Origin of the sequence: Roseovarius sp. E0-M6 (assembly GCF_037083845.1) — a bacterium.
Classification (GTDB): domain Bacteria; phylum Pseudomonadota; class Alphaproteobacteria; order Rhodobacterales; family Rhodobacteraceae; genus Roseovarius.
This window is the reverse complement of record NZ_JBAPLA010000004.1, coordinates 1-19,272: the sequence shown is the minus strand read 5'-3', so window position 1 is coordinate 19,272 and position 19,272 is coordinate 1. Positions and strand designations below refer to the sequence as shown.

Annotated in this window: 18 protein-coding genes; 12 read left to right on the top strand and 6 right to left on the bottom strand. The window is 58.3% G+C overall.

Features of this window, described 5'->3' with window-relative positions; genetic code table 11:
* The first annotated feature begins 1 nt into the window (after position 1).
* The 3 genes from V8359_RS11660 to V8359_RS11650 are packed head-to-tail and all read left to right on the top strand — an operon-like array spanning position 2 to position 2,354.
* Positions 2-1,036 carry an MBL fold metallo-hydrolase gene (locus V8359_RS11660; protein WP_336429075.1) on the top strand — a complete coding sequence of 345 codons (1,035 nt, stop codon included), beginning with the start codon at positions 2-4 and terminating at the stop codon, positions 1,034-1,036.
* A gap of 27 nt (positions 1,037-1,063) precedes the next feature.
* Positions 1,064-1,534 carry a cupin domain-containing protein gene (locus V8359_RS11655; RefSeq protein ID WP_336429074.1) on the top strand — a complete coding sequence of 157 codons (471 nt, stop codon included), beginning with the start codon at positions 1,064-1,066 and terminating at the stop codon, positions 1,532-1,534.
* A 19-nt stretch (positions 1,535-1,553) separates the two neighbouring features.
* On the top strand, positions 1,554-2,354 hold the full coding sequence (locus tag V8359_RS11650) for an alpha/beta fold hydrolase (protein WP_336429073.1): 801 nt from the start codon (positions 1,554-1,556) through the stop codon (positions 2,352-2,354).
* 17 nt (positions 2,355-2,371) lie between these two features.
* On the opposite strand, the gene V8359_RS11645 is transcribed toward V8359_RS11650, so the two are convergent.
* Positions 2,372-3,172, bottom strand: a complete 801-nt coding sequence (locus V8359_RS11645; protein ID WP_336429071.1) for an enoyl-CoA hydratase/isomerase family protein — start codon at positions 3,170-3,172, stop codon at positions 2,372-2,374.
* Positions 3,173-3,245: 73 nt separating this feature from the next.
* On the opposite strand from V8359_RS11645, the gene V8359_RS11640 reads away from it, so the two are divergent.
* Positions 3,246-3,473 carry a hypothetical protein gene (locus tag V8359_RS11640; RefSeq protein WP_336429070.1) on the top strand — a complete coding sequence of 76 codons (228 nt, stop codon included), beginning with the start codon at positions 3,246-3,248 and terminating at the stop codon, positions 3,471-3,473.
* A 223-nt stretch (positions 3,474-3,696) separates the two neighbouring features.
* Positions 3,697-4,575 (top strand): alpha/beta hydrolase, encoded by an 879-nt coding sequence (locus V8359_RS11635; RefSeq protein ID WP_336429069.1) that lies wholly within the window; start codon positions 3,697-3,699, stop codon positions 4,573-4,575.
* A gap of 191 nt (positions 4,576-4,766) precedes the next feature.
* Here V8359_RS11635 and V8359_RS11630 read toward each other — a convergent pair whose 3' ends face one another.
* The 3 genes from V8359_RS11630 to V8359_RS11620 all read right to left on the bottom strand — a co-directional run bounded on the left by V8359_RS11630 (position 4,767) and on the right by V8359_RS11620 (position 8,157).
* The gene (locus V8359_RS11630; RefSeq protein ID WP_336429068.1) at positions 4,767-4,970 is read right to left on the bottom strand and encodes a hypothetical protein; all 204 of its coding nucleotides are present in this window, start codon (positions 4,968-4,970) and stop codon (positions 4,767-4,769) included.
* A 502-nt stretch (positions 4,971-5,472) separates the two neighbouring features.
* Positions 5,473-7,470 (bottom strand): FAD-dependent oxidoreductase, encoded by a 1,998-nt coding sequence (locus V8359_RS11625; RefSeq protein WP_336429066.1) that lies wholly within the window; start codon positions 7,468-7,470, stop codon positions 5,473-5,475.
* Positions 7,471-7,617: 147 nt separating this feature from the next.
* The gene (locus tag V8359_RS11620; protein WP_336429064.1) at positions 7,618-8,157 is read right to left on the bottom strand and encodes a MarR family winged helix-turn-helix transcriptional regulator; all 540 of its coding nucleotides are present in this window, start codon (positions 8,155-8,157) and stop codon (positions 7,618-7,620) included.
* A gap of 204 nt (positions 8,158-8,361) precedes the next feature.
* Between V8359_RS11620 and V8359_RS11615 the strand changes: the two genes are divergently transcribed.
* A complete protein-coding gene (locus tag V8359_RS11615) occupies positions 8,362-9,861 on the top strand; it encodes a 4-hydroxyphenylacetate 3-hydroxylase family protein (RefSeq protein ID WP_336429062.1) in 1,500 nt (499 codons plus the stop codon).
* Between the two features lie 10 nt (positions 9,862-9,871).
* Positions 9,872-11,053 (top strand): amidohydrolase family protein, encoded by a 1,182-nt coding sequence (locus V8359_RS11610; RefSeq protein ID WP_336429061.1) that lies wholly within the window; start codon positions 9,872-9,874, stop codon positions 11,051-11,053.
* Between the two features lie 44 nt (positions 11,054-11,097).
* Here the strand turns inward: V8359_RS11610 and V8359_RS11605 are convergent, their stop codons facing one another.
* Complete coding sequence (locus tag V8359_RS11605; protein ID WP_336429059.1) at positions 11,098-11,907, bottom strand: enoyl-CoA hydratase/isomerase family protein; 810 nt, start codon at positions 11,905-11,907, stop codon at positions 11,098-11,100.
* Positions 11,908-12,464: 557 nt separating this feature from the next.
* The gene (locus V8359_RS11600; RefSeq protein ID WP_336429368.1) at positions 12,465-12,629 is read right to left on the bottom strand and encodes a hypothetical protein; all 165 of its coding nucleotides are present in this window, start codon (positions 12,627-12,629) and stop codon (positions 12,465-12,467) included.
* Between the two features lie 400 nt (positions 12,630-13,029).
* On the opposite strand from V8359_RS11600, the gene V8359_RS11595 reads away from it, so the two are divergent.
* From V8359_RS11595 to V8359_RS11580, 5 genes are all read left to right on the top strand, one after another.
* Positions 13,030-14,583, top strand: a complete 1,554-nt coding sequence (locus tag V8359_RS11595; protein WP_336429057.1) for an ABC transporter substrate-binding protein — start codon at positions 13,030-13,032, stop codon at positions 14,581-14,583.
* Between the two features lie 410 nt (positions 14,584-14,993).
* Positions 14,994-16,220, top strand: a complete 1,227-nt coding sequence (locus tag V8359_RS11590) for a tyrosine-type recombinase/integrase (protein ID WP_336429056.1) — start codon at positions 14,994-14,996, stop codon at positions 16,218-16,220.
* Positions 16,204-16,662 (top strand): hypothetical protein, encoded by a 459-nt coding sequence (locus V8359_RS11585; protein ID WP_336429055.1) that lies wholly within the window; start codon positions 16,204-16,206, stop codon positions 16,660-16,662. Before V8359_RS11590 ends, V8359_RS11585 begins: the two co-directional genes overlap by 17 nt.
* Positions 16,663-16,747: 85 nt before the next feature.
* On the top strand, positions 16,748-16,921 hold the full coding sequence (locus tag V8359_RS19325) for a helix-turn-helix transcriptional regulator (protein WP_442970365.1): 174 nt from the start codon (positions 16,748-16,750) through the stop codon (positions 16,919-16,921).
* Between the two features lie 42 nt (positions 16,922-16,963).
* The coding region (locus V8359_RS11580; protein ID WP_336429054.1) for a phage/plasmid primase, P4 family at positions 16,964-19,272 on the top strand (2,309 nt) is incomplete at its 3' end.

The window sequence follows — 19,272 nt, the reverse complement described above, 5'->3', positions numbered from 1 at the left end:
AATGACAGCTCCTGCAACAGATCCGAAGGGCCATCCCGAGCCTGTCGAGGTCGCACCGGGGGTCTTCCGCGTCACCGTGCCTGTGCCCTTCCGCAGTCTGCGTGCGGTCAACCTGTGGCTTCTGGCCGATGGTGACGGCTTCACTATGATAGATTGCGGCTGGGGCGACGATGAAACCATCGACCTTCTGGAATCCGCATGGAATTCGGTGCTTGGTGGCAAGCCTGTCACTCGTCTCATCATCACGCATTTCCACCCCGACCATGCAGGCAACTGCCGCTACATCGGGGAGCGATGGGGGCTCAGGCCGCGGATGACCCAGCTTGAGTGGATGGCGGCCAATGCAGCGCTCAAATCCCTCTACAGCGATGATTTCGATCTGAGAGGCCGGTTCTGGGCGCAGAATGGCGCGAGCGAAGAACTGGTCGATCTATACCGCAGGGAAACCGTTCTCTACGATACCGGTGTGCGGCTCACGGACGCCTTTGATCGCCTGACCGACGGCGACACGCTCACGATCGGCGGGCGCGATTGGCGCGTAATGACGGGACAGGGCCACTCTCCCGATACGGCGATGCTCTACTGCGCCGAGGATGATATCCTGATCGCGGGCGACCAGGTTCTGCCCAAGATCACCACCAATGTCAGCGTCTGGCCCTGGGAGCCGCTCGCCGACCCGTTGAAGGAATTCCTCGATACACTGGACCGCCTTGACAAGGTCCTCACCACAAAAACGTTCGTGCTGCCCTCTCACCGCGAGCCATTTCACGATGCGTTGTCGCGCATTGCGGAATTGAAGGAACATCACGCCGAAAGGCTGGAGCTGGTCAAGAAGCTTCTACCGGAGGGTGAAACAAGAACCGCCGCCGCGCTGCTTGCGCCGCTTTTCGCGCGCGAACTGGATGGTCACCAGGTAAACTTCGCCATGGGCGAGGCTCTGGCTCACCTGAACCGACTTTTGCATGCAGGCGATCTTGAGCGCAGCGAGGGCAAGGACGGCATCATCCGCTTTTCGAAAACCACGACCCAACGGTGAAATACCGGGCCATCAAGGAGTAACATCATGTCCAACACCCCGAACCGAGAGCTTATTACAATCGACGGCAAGAACGTTGTCCTGCAGCGTGACACGTCGCCGATGATCAATGGCGGAATTTTGGAGTTCGCTGAAGCGCTACGCCTGTTCAATATCTTCGATGAAAAATTCCAACCGTCCAACTTTGGTTTGGCCGACGGCAAGCCGTTGCGCATGTACGATGGCAAGACTGTCAAGATTGATCTGTCGAAGCGGAGCAAGGAAGACATGGGTTTCTGGCACCGGAATGCCGACGCGCACGAAATTATCTTCTGCGTCAAGGGCGCCCTGCGATGGGAGACCGAGATGGGCGAACGCATCGTTCGGCCCGGTGACATGCTGCTGATCCCGCGCGGGATCGCGCATCGCTCGGCGCTTTGCGACGAGTCCGACGACGAGAACGTTCTGGTGGAGCTCAAGATCTCCGAAGAAATCAAATATGTCGCTGAAGGCGACTGATCGGGTCCGGCGAAAAACAATGACAAACATGCAGATCAAATCGAATGGCACGACGTTCAACTGCGTCGTGGAAGGACCGGCGGGCGCACCGTGGATCACGCTGTCGCATGCGCTCGCCAACAATCTCACCTTGTGGGATGAGATCGCGGCCCGGCTTTCGGATCGTTACCGCGTGCTGCGCTATGACCAGCGCGGCCATGGCGCGAGCGAGGCTGTGCCGGGGCCCTATTCCTTCCCGATGCTGATTGATGACGTGTTGGGTATCTGGGACCATCTTGGTGTCGAGAAGAGCCATTGGATCGGCTTGTCGATAGGCGGGATGATCGGCTATGGACTTGGTATTCATCACCCCGAGCGCCTGCACACGATCATCGCCTGCGATTCCCGGCCAGACGCGCCGCCGGACTATGCCGCCTATTTTCAATCCCGCATCGATAAGGCGCGCGACAAGGGGATGGAAGGCGTCGTGGAATCGACGATCGAACGCTGGTTCACGCCCGAGACGCTGGCCGATAACCCACCGGTCCTTGACCGGGTGCGGCAGATGATCAGGACGACCGACCCTGTCGGACACGAAGGGTGTTGCGAAGCGCTCAAAACGCTTGCCTACGGGCCGGACCTGCACAAGATCCCCGTACCAGTGCTGTTCATCGGAGGGGAAAAGGACAAGGGCGCACCGCCCGAGACACTGGCAGAAGGCGCGCAGAAAGTGCAGCAAGGTAAGCATGTGGTTATTTCGGCTGCGGGCCACATCAGCGCTTTGGAAAACCCGACCGAAGTCATGAATGCGCTCGAGTCCTGGCTGTCATGCAATCCATAACAGCCAGGGGGAGCGGTTCAAGTTCCCTTGAACATCGGCTTTCGCTTCTCGAAGAAAGATTCAACACCTTCGCGGAAATCGTGGGAGGAGCGAAGCCGGCCATATGCGCCGCCCTCGATTTCGATGGCACCCTCGACGCTGAGGTTCTGACTGGTGTTAAGGACCCGCTTGATCGTGCGCTGGGCCAGCGGCGAGAAGCCAACAAGTTCCCTAACCAGATTGTCCGTCGCGGTTTCGAGATCGGCATTGTCAACACATTCCGTGACGAAGCCCCAGGCCTCGCCCTGTTTTCCACTGATGCGGCGAGAGCGCATGACGATGTCCTTGGTGCGCGAAATGCCCACCATGTTGAGAAGCCGTGCGGAACCGCCGGAGCCGGGGATCATTCCAATGCGCATCTCCGGCAGCGCATAAAGCGCGGTCTCCGAGGCGATGCGAAAATCGCAAGCCAGCGAAATCTCGAACCCGACGCCAAAGCAGTAACCGCGGACCGCGCTAATCACCGGCTTTCGCGCCCGTTCGACGGCGGCCACATTGTCAGCGAGTTCGGCCACAGCTTCGGGGGTGGCATCGAGAAATGCCCGGATATCGCCGCCGCTGGAAAAATTCTCTCCCTCCGACCGCAGAACGATGACCCGAATACGGTCGTCATCGTCCAGCGCTTCCACCGCTTTGCGGATTTCATTTCGCTGGTTCATCGTGATGACGTTCAACGGCGGGCGGTTCAGGATGATATCGCCTCGCGCTTCCCTGATCTCGACGCGGAACCCATCATTCTCCGTCGTCTCGATGGGCGTGTCTGTATGTCCCATGCTCATGTCCGTTTCTCCTTGTCTGAACTGTGCTGTGTAAGTCCGGGCATGTCGCGCTCATGCTTGCCGGCGCGACGTGGTGTCGAGGTTTTCAGGGAAGCCGGCGGCCATCGCGCTCTTGTGGTCAATCGCGCGTATCAAGGGCGCGATCACTCCGGCAGAGCGTGGCAATTCCGCGATGGGTGCGACATCCATGGAATGGCGCTTTTCGGACCGCGCGGCCACCGCGGTCAGGGGCGATCTTCCCGGCGCTTTGCCGGTCATGGCCGCCGCTTCGGCTTTGCATGCAATGCCCACCGGAATTTGACCTCCCTCGACCCGTCGTTGCATTCGGGAAAATCCAAAAATCTACCGAAATTTAATACCTTAGTGTCCTTGATGTCCTGTGGGTGGTCAACACAAGTTTCACCGCAAAAGCGGTTTTTTCGCCGGGCCGATAAGCCGCTGGCGCTCGAAAATCCGGCCCCGTCATCGGGCCGGCGCGCGCCGCGACGCGCCACTGAATTCCCTAGGACTGGAGTGCAAGCAACATGCAGCTAGAAACCTTTGAAGTTGAAATGAACGACGGTGCGCCGACGGTCATCCGCCACCATGCCAAGCCCGGTGCGCTTCGGCTCTACATCTCTCACGGAAACGGGTTCGCCGTGGATGGCTACCGGGTGTTCTGGGAGCTGCTTCTCGATGATTTCGACGTCGTGCTGTTTGACATGCGCAATCATGGAATGAATCCCGCCACAGGCGCCGACGGACATCATTACGAACAGATGGCGCGTGACCTGACGACGGTTCACGAAAAGGTCGAAGCCAGGCTGGGCGCGTCCAAGACGGTTGGCGTTTTCCATTCGATGACTTCGCGCGCGGCGATGAAGAACGCGGTCGAGCTCGGCTGTCCCTATGACGGCCTCGTCCTCTATGATCCGCCAAGCGTCCCACCGCGCGATCACCCGCTCTTTGATGCGATGCGCGGTTTCGAACTCAAGCTTGTCTCCTGGGCGGTGGAGCGTCCGGACCGTTTCTCGTTGCCCGATGAACTCGAAAAAATATATTCGGAGGCCCGTGCCAGTGCGAAATGGCTGCCGCAGGCGAGGGCGGACATGGCAAAAGCGGTGCTGAAACAGGATGATGACGGCTATAACCTCAGTTGCCAGCGAGAGCTTGAGGCCTCGATCTACCTTGCCGCGCTTACCTTGAACTTGTGGCCAAGCGCGTCAGAGCTGGCGGTTCCAACAAAGCTGATCGGAGCGGACCCGGAAGGGCGCGGTGGCCCCCCGACAGGACCGGCTAATTGCGCGCTCGCAAAAGAGGGCGGTTACGACTACCTCGGGATGGAAGGGGTCGGTCACTTGCTTCAGATCGAGAAGCCTGAGGCCTGCCGCGAGGCGCTTTACGAATTCGTCGGAACGCTGTGACGGGGTAAGTCCCGAGCGCCCTCGCTTGGATTTCTGCCACTTCGGCGGGGCTGAGCCGCTTGCCCGCAAACTTAATCGTCTCGTCGGAGCGGCCCATCATCGGAAAGGCTTCGTTGTCAAACAAGGTTGCGAGATCGCGGAGCGCCCAGACGCCGGGGAACGTTGAGCTACGGATTTAACCGCAACGCACCCTAGGCTTCGGTGCCGACGGTATAGTTGATCAGCGGGCCGCCAGGCGCGGCGAAATCCCCCTTGGAACCAGAAAAATATTTTCGGTCAATGAGTTCGCTGGCTGTAAAGAACAGTTTTACGCTGTTCCGATCATGTTTGCGCGAGATGCTTTCATTCGCCGCGGGTCCGCAGGCCAAACCGGGGGTGGCGCCGTAGTGGGTCATCGCGTGATGCTCGATCAACCGGGACGCTCGCGATCAGTTCAGGAATATGACACTTCGGCCTACGCGAACTCCGTGACGCACCCGTCGTCCTCTTCGGCGACGCAGGCACGGCGGGTTGCGCTTTTGCTCGTTGTTCGCAAAGGCCAGAACCGTGTTGATCCATTCGAGCGCTCAGTCAGGGCGGCACGGCAAAAAATAGATTTTGTTCCAAAAGCTTACATAAATTTCCGGTGCTCGTTCATGCCGGCCTAGTACCTGTCAGGACGTGCGATCAAGAAGGTGAGCAGGCGGTCATAGTTCTCGAGGCCAAGTGCCGCGGTCGGCTTCAGAACATGCGCGCTTTCGAGGTGATGTGGGGGCCGATGACACGCGGCTTCTTCGAGCAACTTACGGTCTCCGATTAGGCAACGCCTCCGGAGAGGTCGAGACAGGGGCGGCGGCTTGGGCTGGAATGCGATCGGCTGCGGCGAACCCTCAAGTAAATCCAGCCACAGGCCGCGTTTCAGAGGCGGTTTCCGAGCCGCGCTCCTTCGTCGATGGCACGTTTTGCATCCAGTTCAAGTGCGAGTTTCGCGCCGCCGATCACATGAAAGCTGCAGCCCAGTTCCATCAGGCGCTGTGACAGCGTGTCGTTCTCGAGTTGCCCGGCGCAGACGACGATGGTGTCCGCATCGATACGCATCGGCGCATTATCGACAAGGATGTCGATGCCGTTCGCATCTATCTTCTGGTATGTGACATTCCCGAACTGCTGCACGCCGCAGTCCCGCAGTTCCTGACGTAGAATCCAGCCGGTCGTCTTGCCCAGTGTCTTGCCAAAGCGACCATCGGACCGCTTCAGCATTGTGACCTCGCGCGCTGCCGGGGCGGGGGCGGCTTCGCGTCCGACGCCCCATTGCGCCGCGAACGCCTCTTTTTCGGACAACTCCTTGAATTCCCCGTGTGAGAGAAAAAGAGCGACGTCATGCCCGATGCCACCCGCGCCGATGATCACGACACGCGGACCTGCCTGCCGTGTGCCATTGAGCACGTCTGTGTAACTGACGACGTTCTCACCATCTGCGCCGGGCAGATCGAGTTCCCGCGCGGTGATGCCGGTGGAAAGGACAATCTCGTCGAACCCGGCGGAAGCCAACTCTTCCGCTGTGATCCAATGACCGAGCCTCACATCAACTCCGGCTGCCCGAAGCTGCGCCTCGAAACCATCTATCGCGAGGCCATAATCCGTCTTGCCCGGGACGACCGCAGCGAGCTTCAGTTGGCCGCCGATTCGCTCGGCCCCGTCGAAGAGCGTCACCTGATGCCCGCGTTTGGCAGCCTCCAGCGCACAGGCGATTCCCGCCACGCCCGCACCAACAATGGCGACCTGCAGGGGGGCGGTCGCTGGCACGTCTTGAAACTCTTGCTCGCGGGCCGCTCGGGGGTTGACCAGGCAACTGATCGGCTGGCCGGAAAAATAGTGATCGAGGCAGGCCTGATTGCAGGCGATACAGATGTTGAGTTCGGCTCGGCGCCCTCCGGCATACTTTGCCACGAATTCCGCGTCCGCGAGAAAAGGGCGGGCCATGTAGATCAGATCCGCGTATCCGCCGCCGATAATTTCTTCCGCAGTTTCGGGCAGGTTTATGCGGTTGCTGGCGGCGACCGGTATACTCACCGTCTCCTTGATCGCCTTCATTGCGTCGGCAAACGCGCCATGTGGAACGGCGCCCGCGATCGTGGGAACCGCGGATTCGTGCCAACCGACGCCGGTGCCGAGCAGATCCGCGCCGGCCTCCTCTAGGCCCTGCGCGAGGGTGAGGATTTCGTCCTTTGTCATCCCGCCTTCGACAAGATCGAGCGCGGACATGCGAAAGCCAAGCATGCCGGCGTCGCCGAGTGCCTCGCGCACGGCGCGTGTCACAAGCAACGGGAACCTCATGCGGTTGTCGAAGCTGCCGCCCCAGTCATCGACCCGCTTGTTCGTGCGCTCGGCGAGGAACTGGCTGATGAGGTAGCCCTCCGATCCCATGATCTCGATACCATCATAGCCAGCCAAGAGCGCTCGGCGCGCGGTTTCTGCGTAGTCCTCAATGGTTTGCAGGATTTCCGTCTCGCTCAGTTCCGCGGGCACATCGCGGTTGAGGGGGGATTTGAGGGGACTAGGAGCGACCGGGGCCGGGTGATAGCTATATCTGCCCGCGTGCAGCAATTGCAGCAGGATGCGTCCTCCCGCTTCGTGGACATGTGACGTGATCTTCCTGTGCGCTTCGATATCGCCTTTGCCGTCGATGGTGCAGTGCACATCCTTTATCCGGCCAGCGAAATTAGGTGAAAAACCGCCGGTTACGACAAGAGCACAGCCGGCCTTGGCGCGTTCTGCGTAAAAACGGCCAAGCGCTTCGAAGCCGCCGTCATGACCTTCCAGCCCGGTATGCATCGATCCCATGACAAAGCGATTGGGAAGCGTGGTGTTGCCGATCTTTATGGGATCGAGAGTGCCTGGAACCGCAGAGTTCACGATACTTTTCCTCTCGGTAGATACTAAAGTGCTTACCTATATTTTTTGGCATGGCCGAGAGTCTTAGTCAATTTATTGATCGCGATAACCTCATGAGGTCTTGCGAGAGCGAAGCGATCGCTTTCCGCGCGATCAGGGTGACCGCCTTCACCTCTTGGCAAGGTAATCCTCCATCGCTAGCGCAGTTTCGCTTGAGGATATCAGGCGCTCTACGATGTCGTTCAGCTTTCCGAATTCTTCGGCGGAAAGAGGACCGAATTCGACGTCATTAACCTGCCGCTGAGTCACGGAAAGGCGGTTGAGTTCGGTGCGCCCCCATTCCGTAACCGCGACATTGACGCGCCGGCGGTCAGCCTCGTCAACCGTTTTTATGACGAGCCCCTTGCGCTCGAGCACCTTCACCGTGCGGGTTATGAACGTGCCCGAGACATGCAGGTGCTCGGCGACGGTGCGGATGTTCACCGGACCGCTGACCGATATGTGCGAGATCGAAATCAGCACCGAGTATTCGACGCCCGCCAGCCCCACCACCCGCGCATGGCCATTTCGGATGTCCTCGTGCCGTGCGAAGAAGGCAAACAGGTTGTGGACAAGGCGGCGGAACTCCTTGTCACTTCCATCAATCAATAGCTCAGGCCGGCTGACCGTCAGTGCCGCTTTGCCTGAGGCCGGAATTTCTCTGGACATGCCTGCTCCCGTACTCTCTTCAAAATTCCATCGAAGCCGCCTCGAAGCACGTCGGCGTGGCGGCCTCCGGCACAAAACGTCTCCAAATTCAGTTGCCAGTTAAAGCGATTCATTGAAATATGGAACTAAGTTCGTCAAAATTGTTCGCAGATTACTATCGGTACCACGGGATCGACGCCAGATCATAGCAAGGGGATTGAAGCCATGCCGTTTATCAAGACAGGTGAAAAACACGCCGACTCACTTCGTGATGGCCGTGCGGTCTACATAAACGGGAAACAGGTCGAAGACGTCACGACCCATCCCGCGTTCAGGCATACTGTTGAATCGTTTTCGTCCCTTTACGATTATCAGGCGCAGCCAAAAAACATCGAGGCGATGACCTTCGACCCCGATGGGTCGGGCCGTGTGCGGGTGAACAAGGCATGGCTGATGCCACGTAATCTAGAGGAGATGGTCGACCGCCGGCAGGCGCTGACGCGATGGGCGGAGCAAAGCTGCGGCTTTCTGGGACGATCTCCCGATCATCTCGCTTCAGCGCTGGTTGGACAGCGCATCGGCCTCGATGTTTTCGCACGCGGCGGCGAGGCACGCGCCAAGGCATTCAGCGAGTACTTCGACTACATACGTCGCGAGGATCATTTCCTTTCATACGTCATCATAAACCCGCAGGCCGACCGCTTCCGTGATTGGGGGGAACAGACGGCGGACCTCGTGGCCCGAATAGTGGATGAGGACGACGAGGGGGTAACAATCCGCGGTGCCAAGATGATGGGCACCAGCACGATATTCGCGAATGAACTCTTTGTCGCCAACCTCCAGCCTCTTAAGCCGGGCGAAGAGGATCTTGCTTTCTGCTGTGCGCTGCCGATGAATGCCAAGGGGTTGAAAATTCTCTCGCGGAAGTCCTACGAAGCTGCGGCGCAGAACAAGTACGACAACCCGCTGTCATACGCATTCGATGAAAATGATGCGCTGGTGTATTTCGATGACGTCAAGGTCCCGTGGGCTCGCGTGTTCGTCAAAAGTGACGTAGACCTTGCACGCGCGCATTTCCATGACACTCCGGGTCATGTCTATCAAAACTACCAGGCACAGATCCGTCTTGTGACCAAGCTCAAGTTCCTCGCGGGGATTGCACGAAAAATTACCGAGGCGATTGGTACGACGAATATGCCGCCGGTGGCCGAGAAACTCGGTGTTCTGGCTGCGCGCGTCGGCATGGTCGAAGCGGCCCTGCATGGCCTAGAGGCGTCGGGGCGCTCTGTGAACGGATACTGGGTGCCCAACCGCCACCAGCTTTATTCCTCGCAGGTCGTGACGCAGGCTCTCTACCCTGAACTGGTCAAGGCGATCCGGGAACTCGCCGGCGGGGCCCTGATCATGTTGCCCTCTTCGGCGGAGGATTTCTTCAATCCCGAGCTGGAGAAGATCATTGGCAAGACGCAGATATCCGGCGCGTTCGACCCGGAGGGAAAGGTGAAATTCCTCAAGGCGGCGTGGGACGCGGTGGGCTCTGAATTTGGCTCCCGTCACACGCAATACGAGATGTTTTACGCGGGTGCCCAATTCGTCACTGCCGGACACTCTTTTCGCACCTATGACTGGGACGACTCCGAGCGCCTCGTGCAGAACCTGCTGTCGTCCTATTCGCTCGACGACGTGCCGCGCGGTACGGACGAGAGCGAAGTCGCCGCAGAGTGAGGGCGCCCGCATGAAGCTCGGGATCAGGAATATCGGACAAATCGCCACCGGCGATCTTGAGAAGCCTCTCGCCGAGGCCGATACGATCGTTTGCGATGCGGGCCGGATCACCGGCATCGGCGTGCCCAAGGGGGCACTCGATGCTTGCGAGGTTGTGATCGACGCGAACGGCGCCACCGCCGCGCCGGGGCTGATAGACAGCCACGTGCATATCACCTTCGGTGATTTTACCCCCCGCCAGAACGTCGTCGGCTACCTGTCGAGCTACGTCCATGGCGGTGTGACAACGTCAATCAGCGCCTCGGAGGTCCATGTGCCCGGCCGACCGCATGACCGGGGCGGGCTCAAGGCGCTTGCCCTCGCGGCGCGGGCCTGTTTCGAAGGCTACCGCCCGGGGGGCATGCGCGTACATGCAGGCTCGGTCATTCTCGACCCGACGCTCGAGCTTTCCGATCTGGCCGAGCTTGCTGCCGCGGGTATCTGGCTCGCCAAGGCAGGCTTCGGAGCGTTCGACGATGCTTTCGACTACGCACCTTACGTAAAGGCCGCACGCGAGGCAGGCATGATCACGACGGTCCATACCGGCGGCTCCTCGATCCCCGGCTCGGGCGCCATCTCCGGCGATCACATCCTGGCACTCGATCCCCACGTATCCTTCCACGTCAATGGCGGGCCCACGGCCATGCCCGACGCCGATTTCAAACGGCTCGCGACGGAGTCGGAGGTGGCTCTGCAGATCTGCACGGCAGGCAACCTGCGCACGGCGCTGCTTTGTCTCGAGGAAGCGCGCAAGGCCGATGCGCTCCACCGGCTCCTGATCGCGACGGATACGCCCACGGGAAGCGGTGTCATGCCACTGGGGCTGCTTTATACCATGTCGCACCTCAGCGCGCTGGGCGGGCTGGCACCCGAACTGGCGATTGCCTGTGCCACGGGCAACAACGCGCGCGTCTATGGCCTTGAAGCCGGTGTCTTGAAAGAGGGTCGGCTTGCCGACGTGATCCTGTTGGACGCGCCGGATGGAGGCACCCAGAGAACCGCGCTGAACGCGATCCGCCATGGTGATATCGCTGCTGTCGGGGCTGTCATCTCGAGCGGCGTTCCGCGTTTCGTCGGTCGTAGCCGGAACACGCCCGCAACCTGCAGAGAGATGCGTGTCGAACGCTGCGATATCCCTGCCAGTTTCGATTAAGCCAGCCGCGTGTTTTCGAACAAAGTGATCGAATCGCACCTGTTTCAGAGTGGCGACTCCGGGTTGAACTCCGGGCGCCGCTTTTCTGTCAGCGAAGACAACCCCTCCTGCGCGTCGCGCCCGTTGAAGCCCAGGAATTCAAGCGCGAGCGAGGTGTCGAAGGTCGGGCCGGCCTGTCGCAACCAGTTGTTCAGGGCGTATTTCGTCCAGCGCACCGCCGAGGGAGCGCCGCGCGCAAGTTTGGTCGCCACCTCGACCGATTTTTGATGCAGCTCCTCCGGTTCGGTGCACAGAGAAACCAGCCCGATGCGCTCGGCTTCCTCTCCGCTGACCGGTTCACAGAGCAGCAGATAATACTTCGCCTTTGCCATGCCGCACAAGAGAGGCCAGACGATGGCGGCGTGATCGCCGGCGGCAACCCCAAGCCGCGTATGCCCGTCGATTATCCGGGCGCTGCGGCTCGCAATTGAGATATCGGCCAGAAGCCCGGCGACGAGGCCGGCACCGACGGCGGGACCCTCTATCGCTGAAACGACCGGTTTCGAGCAGTTGATAAGGTTGTAGACAAGGTCGCGCGCCTCCTTCCAGACGCGGCTCAACGTCTCGAAGTCTTGGGTCATTTCCCGTACCATCTCAAGGTCGCCGCCCGCCGAGAAGACGTCGCCGGCGCCGCGGATGATTGCTGCGCTGACATCGGGGTCGGCATCGATGTCGCGCCAGACACGAGTCAGTTCGTAATGCATCCTAACATTGGCCGCATTCATCCGCTCGGGGTTGTTCATGGTTACCCTCAAGACACGTTCTGCTGGCCAGTCGAACACTAGCTCTTCGTAGGATTCATACCATTTCACCATTTTGTCTTTTCCCTGTTGTTGCTCTCATAGGCGTATCAGGCCGATTGCCATCTCTGTTCGGATTTTCTCTCGAAGTTTAGAATTGAACAGCAAGCAGGCCAAGGGAAATGGGGTGGCGCGCGCCCGCAATCCGTGTGTCGTTCGTGGGCAAAACAGGCTCGAGCGCGGGTTATTGATCTTCACTTTCCATCCACATTGGCTTCACCCAACCAACAAACCCGGAGATGTCAGACGAATTCGAACTCGTCTCAGCTAAGACAGCGAGACTGTCACTTATACTTCGCCAAGACCGCGCCCCTGGGCAAGAACGGCGATGCGGTCGAGCTTGAAATTGGACCGCGAGCTGAGGCTTCGTTCGGAATTGCACAGGTTTTGTATCGAGGTGTGAACGATGGCGAATTTCTGCGGGCTTCGTATGCGCTTCAAGCGCAGCATCGCCCGCTTTCGTCGTCGGAAGGGTAGATGGAGTTCTCGATCCTGTCGTTAAGCCAGCGGTTTGTTTTTGTCTGTGCGTCGGACCAATCTTCTTCAGTGCAGCGCCGTAAGAACGCAGCCTGTCAGTGACGACAATCTCCGGGCGGCCATGCTTGCGCATTGCTTTTTAAGAATTTCAACGCGGCCTTCTTGGCGCGTGTTTTCATAAGGAAGCTTTCCGGGACGTCGCTTTCGTGCTTGTCGACCCGCCAGAGATAGTTCCGTTCGCCGTTGAACTTCGCGAACATTTCATCCAAATGGCCACCGCCACGGGCCGAGTCTCGGTCCAGCCACGTAGCTTCTCGATCTCGGTTGCGAACAGCGGGGCGAACCGATACGAGCGATATCGTACCGCCTCGTGGTTGACATCAGTGCCGCTTTCTCGGAGCAAATCCTCGACATTGCGCAGTAAGCGAGCGAGCCGGAAATAGAGTGTCTGCAGCCACCGCCCGGCGCCAAAAACCCGAAACCCGGTTGCAAGAGTGCAGGCTGTCACCGTATTGTCTGACAATAAGAGTATGAAGCGCATGGTATTGCGCTACATCCGGAGGATGCGCGGCCACGAGACATAAGACCGCGCGACCGGCACTGCCCGGACCCCTCCGCACTCTAGACCAAACGACCTAAACGACACAGGGAGAACCGAACATGTCGATTATCAAAGGCGGCCTACTCGATCGCCGCGGATTTCTGAAAACAACCGCAGCCACGGCCATGGCGGCCACTGTGCCCATGAGCGGCGCTATGGCGGCCCCTAAACGCGGAGGTCACATGCGCATGGGCAAAGCCCATGGCCAGACCACCGACACCTTGAATCCCGGGACTTGGGAAAACGGCTTCACCATTGCGATGGCGTTTGCCATCCATGGCTATCTGACCGAAGTCGGCCCCGACGGATCGGTCATACCCAATCTTGCCGAAAGCTGGGAAGCCTCCGACGACGCGTCGGAATGGCGCATGAAGATTCGCAAGGGCGTCCAGTTCCATTCGGGCAAAGAGTTGACCCCCGAAGACGTCGTCGCCTCGATCAACTTCCACCGCGGCGAGGATTCGACCTCTGCCGCTGGTCCCATTGTCGCGCCGATTCAGGACATCACCATCGATGGCGACACGGTCGTCTTCAAGCTCGATGGCGGCAATGCTGACTTCCCGTTCATCCTGACCGACTATCACCTCGCGATCTGCAAGGCGACGGGCGATTCCATCGACTGGCAATCGGGTGATGGCTGCGGTGCCTACATCCTCAAGAACAAGAATTTCGGCGTTTCAATCTCGCTTGAGCGGAACCCGAACCATTGGCGTGACGATGTCGGCTTTTTTGACAGCATCGAAATGCTTGCTCTCGTCGACCAGAACGCCCGCACAACGGCCCTCGTTTCGGGCGATGTGGACGCTGTGGACCGGCTCGACCTCAAGACGGTCGACCTCTTGGGCCGCAAGCCCGGTATCAACATCAAATCGGTTGCGGGCACACAGCACTACACGATCCCGATGGACACCAAGATCGCGCCTTTTAACGACAACAATGTCCGCCAAGCGCTGAAATACGCCATCAACCGTGAAGAGCTTGTCGAGAAGATTCTCTTTGGCTACGGCTCGCTCGGCAATGACCATCCGATCGGGTCCGGTCAGCGCTTCTACAACAAAGAACTCGAGCAGAAGACCTATGATCCTGACAAGGCGGCTTGGTATCTCAAGCAGGCCGGTATGGACAGCGTCAGCGTCAACCTTTCGTCTTCCGACGCCGCCTTCTCGGGCGCGGTGGATGCGGCGGTTCTCTATCAGGCCTCGACCCGCGGCACCGGCATCGAAATGGATGTGATCCGTGAGCCGAATGATGGCTACTGGTCCGACGTCTGGATGAAGAAGCAAATGGTCTTCTCCTACTGGGGCGGTCGCCCCGTCGAGGATCAGATGTTCGCCACCGCCTACAAGTGTGGCGCCTCGTGGAACGAAAGCTACTGGTGCAACGAACGCTTCGACGAACTTCTCGTCAAGGCCCGCGCCGAGCTTGATGAGGACAAGCGCCGCGAGATGTATTACGAGATGCAGGACATTTGCGCCAATGATGGCGGCTCGGTCATTCCGATGTTCGCCAACTATGTCTTCGGTGTGAATGACAAGATTCATATCTCAGAGAACATCGCATCCAACTGGGATCTCGATGGTGAGCGTTGGGCCGAACGTTGGTCCATGGCCTGATACAGTGACCGGGCCGCGCTCTGCGGCCTCCGGCACGATCGACACGGGGCGCGGCAATCCGCGCCCCGTTTTCTGTCCGGCGGCGTCAAACCCGTCCGCGTACCGCTGACGCGGATGCATCCCCCAACGAAGAGTGACCCGGCAACACGGACCTTCGGCCTTATTGACCACGCCGATTTGGGGTCAACAACGTGGTCGGTAAGCTGCTTGGATTTTGTTTAAAGCGCTGATTTTATTTGAAAGCATGGCATGGCGGAGGAGGTGGCCGCCATGCCACTGTATCGATAAGTAACGCTTTGTAATAGTATCAATTTAAAAACAGATACTTAAATTCATTCACTGTATCATACTGTTGCACCCAAATCCATCTAATGCCATCCTTAATAGGTGGGTAGGAAGGCTGGTTTATTATGCCGAGAAAAGCGAAAGAGTTATCAGCGGTAGACCTTCGCAGGGTCGCGCATCCCGGCTTCGGCGGCAACTATAACGTTGCCGTGGGTGGTGTTGATGGTTTGCAGTTGCAAGTAACGCCCACAGGGGCGCGGTCATGGCTTTTGCGCGTCACGATCAAGGGCAAACGCCGCCAGATCGGACTTGGCTCCTACCCTGACGTGACACTGGCACAGGCGCGTGAACGAGCGCGCGGCTTCAAAGATCAAATCTGGAACGGCATCGATCCTCTAGCTGAAAAGCGACGTCTGAATTTTGCGCAGGCGATGGAGAAGACACTGGACGCGCGAATGGCGGAGTTCAGAAACGAGAAACACAAGAAGCAATGGCGCAGCACCTTGGACACCTACGCGGTGCCATTGCTGGGCAAAATGGCGGTGTCCGACATAGACGTGTCGGACGTGCTGCGCGTGCTGGAGCCGATCTGGACGACCAAGACTGAGACGGCATCACGGCTGCGCGGTCGCATTGAGGCTGTGCTGTCGTGGGCCACGGTCGGCGGGCACCGCACGGGCGACAACCCGGCGCGCTGGCGGGGCAATCTCGACGCGGTACTGCCCAAGCCGGGCAAGGTCGCGAAGGTCAGACACAACCCGGCGCTGTCGCTGGCCGATGCGGCGGACTGGTTTACCGATCTGCGCAAGCGCGACGGCATGGCAACGCGGGCGCTGGAGTTCGTCGCGCTCACAGCAGCACGATCAGGGGAGGTGCGCGGCGCAACATGGGATGAGATCGACACGGAGGCGGGCTTGTGGATCATTCCTGCAGATCGGATGAAAGCGGGAAAGGAACATCGTGTTCCGCTCACTGCCGAGGCCGTGGCGCTGCTAGAGGCGCTGCCGAGGATGCAGGGCAGCGACTACGTATTCCCGGCTGCACGCGGCGGCGCATTGTCCGACATGGCGCTGAGCGCCTGCATGAAGCGGATAAACGAGGCACGCGACGGCGGGTATCTCGACCCGCGTTCGGGCCGTCCTGCCGTGCCTCACGGGCTGCGAAGCACGTTTCGGGACTGGGCTGCCGAAAGGACCGATTACCCACGCGAAATGGCAGAGATGGCGCTGGCCCATACTGTGGGCAGCACGGTTGAGCGGGCGTACCGGCGCAGTGACATGATTGAAAAGCGCCGCAAGATGATGGCGGCATGGGGTGAATTCTTGGGAGGTGGTGATGGCGTCAATAAATGATTTTCGAGAACCAATAGAGGTTTATGAGGCTGCGGAAGGTGACCCGACCGCGCTGATTGAATACCTACGCAGTGATGCGCCGATCACTGACTGGATGCGGCAAGAAATTGCTGATTGGCTTGAGGGCAAACTCCCCGTTAAATTCCCGCGTGGTCGCAAGACAAAAGAGCGCGCTGATCGCCTGAGGTTAAAGTTTGCTTGGGAGTTGTATGAAGCGTTGCATGATCAGGAAATTTCCTTTCCCGATGAACTGGCCACAAAACACCTAAAGAATGACGATATAAAGGTTTTTGCTGCAGAAATTTATGGCCTTAAGCCCGAGTCCTTCATTGATTTCATGAAGCGCCCCCTTGAGTATCGAAGATCGGTGACTGCTCTCGGTGATTTTAAGGATCATCCCAAAGGCAATTACTTACGCTGGAAGAAGAATCGCAAGAAATAGGCCCATATTTTTGAGTTTGCTGCAGGCGACTGGCGTCGAGGCAATCAATTATTGGATTGGCACACCGTAAAAGGAGGTGCCGATCATGGCTAATTACTACTTATCAGACCAACAACTCGCCCAGCGCTTCAGCGTTAGTCGCCAGACCATTTGGCGCTGGCATCGTGAACACGCGGACTTTCCACGTGCTTGCAGTCTGTCTCCCGGATGCACCCGGTGGCGGCTTGCCGAAATTGAGGCTTGGGAACAGTCACACTGACTGTCCGAACACTTTGCTCACCAAAAACATACAGGCTGAACTATGACCCACGAAATCCCCGATTTCGAGGAGGCGCAGAAATTCCTCGACCTTCTCGACAACAACGCAACATTCTGGACCTTCCAGACCTTCGATGATGATGCTGATCGCAAGTCCAAGAGTCTGGCTCGCGTTCTACACGGCACGCTGGCAGACCACTTCGACACCTTGGCGAAGCTCCAAGAAGATGGTGCCGGTGTGTTCGTTACGATCAACGAAACTGACGGCAAAGGACGTGGTAAACGCAACATCGTTTGCGTTCGCGCACAGTACATCGACCTTGATGGCGCTAAGTTGGAACCTGTCCGAGATTGGCTTGAACCGGATATTATCTGCGAGACTTCGCCTGGACGCTGGCACGTCTACTGGCGCGTTCGTGACACACCTCTGGAGAAGTTCAGCGCCGTACAGAAACGCCTGATACGCGCCTTTGATGCGGATAGCGGCGTCCACGATCTATCTCGGGTTATGCGCCTGCCCGGCTTTCTTCATCAGAAGAGGGACCGCAAGAAGGGCCTGACCGGTGAGCGTCGAAGGGTTCGGATAATACCAACAGTCAACCCGCCGGAGGAGCGTACATTCAAGGAGTTTGGCACGAAACTGAAAGCTGACTTTCCACTGCCGGAAAAAGACAGGTCCAAGCCCCAAAATTCACAAGCTTCAGCTGAAAAAAGTGACACAACAGAAGCTGAGGTTCAGGAAGCGCTGGGCTACATCGACCCCGACGAGCTGAGCTACGAAGATTGGCTGCGCGTCTTGTTTGGCCTACACCATCAATTCGGCGCTGCTGGAGACGCGATGGCGGACCACTGGAGTGCTCAAGGCGCGAAGCATCGACCCGACGACATCGGCAGGCGGTGGAACAAGTTCCGACAGGATGGCCGTGTCACGATCAAAACCGTGTTCGATCTCGCGCAGAAAAACGGCTGTGATCTGGGGAAACTCGCCCAAAACCATCGGGGTGCAAAAAAAGCACGCCCAGCGCCTCGCCCATTCGAAGAGGTCTTGAAGACGGCCAAAGAGCTTACCTCTGATGATACAGGCGGCATTGAAGATATGTTGATCGAAGTTTCAGGCCTAGCGCCGCTCAAGCGCGATCAGGTTCTCCGTCACATAAAGGAAAGCACCAAAATTCCACTTGGGTCTCTACGTGCACAGCTCAAATTTGACCAAGAGGTTGATGAGGGCGACCACCTGACCGTCGCTCGCGAAGTCATCAGCCACATTGGCGCAGACAATATCATCTGCGTCGGTGAGGGCCTATGGCTGTGGAACGTGAATGGCGTCTGGAAGGAAGTAGAGGACAGACTGCTGCGACAGAAAATTCAGGCAGTGCTTGAAGATCAGAATATCGACATTGTTTCAGGGATGGTTGGCAGCATTTCAGACGTCCTAAAAAGCGAAATCTATTCGCAGGACCATCAGTTCAATTTGGGCAACCCTGAAACCGTGAATTGCCTAACTGGGGAAATCCAGCTCGAAGACAACGACTGGCTTGATCCGGGACAATGGCGGTGCAAACCGCACAACAAGCTTAACTATCGCACCACCCAAATACCCGTGGGATTCGACCCCAACGCAGAGGCTCCGCGATTTAAGCAGTTCCTAGAAGAAATCTTCGCGCCTGATGATGATAAAGACGACAAGATTTCAGCACTGCTAGAGATGATTGGCTATACGCTCATGAGCCATAGTCGTCACGAGAAGTTCGTTATGCTGATTGGCGCAGGCGCGAATGGCAAGTCGGTTCTACTCAGCGTGCTAGAAGCTCTCTGCGGCTCTGAAAACGTGTCTGGCGTCCAGCCATCAAACTTTGACCGAACATTCCAACGTGCTCACCTTCATATGAAACTGGCCAACATCGTCACCGAGTTGAAGCAGGGAGAGGTGATCGCAGATGCCGAACTCAAGGCAATAACGTCCGGCGAACCAAGCACGGTTGAGCAGAAGTTCAAAGACCCGTTCTTGATGCGGCCCTTTGCAACTTGCTGGTTTGGCACAAACCACATGCCGCATACACGGGATTTCTCTGAAGCCCTATTTCGTCGTGCGGTCATCATAACGTTCAACAAGGTATTTTCGGATGATGAGAAAGACCCAATACTCAAAGAGGCGTTGGTTGAAGAGTTGCCTGGCATTCTAAATATGGCGCTGGACGCCTATGCAGAGGCGCTGGTCCATGGCTTCACTTTCCACCTAATGGATCGAAGCCACCGGCTTCCAGCCGGTCCGCTTCAGCGAATCTGTTCTGAGCTTCCTCCCCGGAATCTGAAGCCCCGCAGGGGTATGGCTTCAGATTCCGGGGAGGAAGC